Source organism: Actinocorallia lasiicapitis, from assembly GCF_054778695.1.
The window spans coordinates 1-934 of sequence record NZ_BAAGZI010000807.1 but is presented as its reverse complement, the minus strand read 5'-3'; the positions used below and the strand labels follow the sequence as shown (position 1 = coordinate 934).

The 934-nt window shown below is 73.3% G+C and carries 1 protein-coding gene and 1 pseudogene; both read right to left on the bottom strand.

The features are described from left to right. Window positions 1–403 (bottom strand): annotated as a pseudogene (locus ACYVE7_RS34740) (peptide ABC transporter ATP-binding protein); the annotation flags it as partial. Then, the coding region (locus ACYVE7_RS34735) for an ABC transporter permease (RefSeq protein WP_460370895.1) at window positions 403–934 on the bottom strand (532 nt) is incomplete at its 5' end. The gene ACYVE7_RS34735 and the pseudogene ACYVE7_RS34740, both read right to left, overlap by 1 nt.

Sequence of the window (934 nt, the reverse complement as noted above, 5' to 3'; positions counted from 1 at the left end):
CGACGACCGCGCCGCGCGCCCCCACCCCCGCGACGATCGCGCCGAACATGGCCAGGAGCAGCCCGGGGAATCCGACGAGGAACGTCACGGTCGCCGCGACGAGCCGGGCTGCGCGCCGGGGCAGGACGGCCGTCAGCCCGCCGAGCGGCACCCCGATCAGCACGCCGATCAGGGTCGCGAGCCCGGCCAGTTCGAGGGTGAACCGGGTGGCGGCGAGGGTGCGGGCGAGCATGTCGCGGCCCGCGTCGTCGGTGCCCAGGAAGTGGGCGGCGCTGTGCCCTTCGACGATGTGGTCGGGATCGATCCGTTCGGCGGCGTCGCCCCAGATCCACGGCCCGACGACCGCCAGCACCACGAGCGCGACGACCAGCACCAGGCCGGCTCTGGCCGCCGGGCTCCGCATCAGGTCTCCTTCAGGATCGAGCGGGGGTCGAGCAGCGCCAGGAGCACGTCCACGGCGAACACGACCGTGAGGGAGACGGCGCCGTAGACGAGGATCGACGCCTGGGCGAGCGCGTAGTCCTTGTTGATGATCGCTTCGACCATCGCGCCGCCGAGCCCCGGCCAGCGGAACACGAACTCGATCACGACGGAGCTCGCGAGCAGCGAGGTCAGCACGGTGCCGCCCGAGGTGAGCGCCGCGGTCAGGGTGTTGGGGAGCAGATGGCGGAGCTGGATCCTGGCGGCGGTGAGCCGTTTGGCGCGCGCCAGCCGGACGTAGTCGGCGGACAGTTCGCGCAGCGCCTCCACCCGCACCAGCCGGGCCAGCAGCGCGACGGGACCGGCCGCCAGCGCGATCGTCGGCAGCAGGTACGACGCGGGGCCCGCCTGGTCGGCGGCGGGCAGCCAGCGCAGCTCGATCGCGAACACCCAGATCAGCAGCACCGCGATGAGGAACGACGGCAGCACCATCGCCAGGCCGGTGCCGACGGAG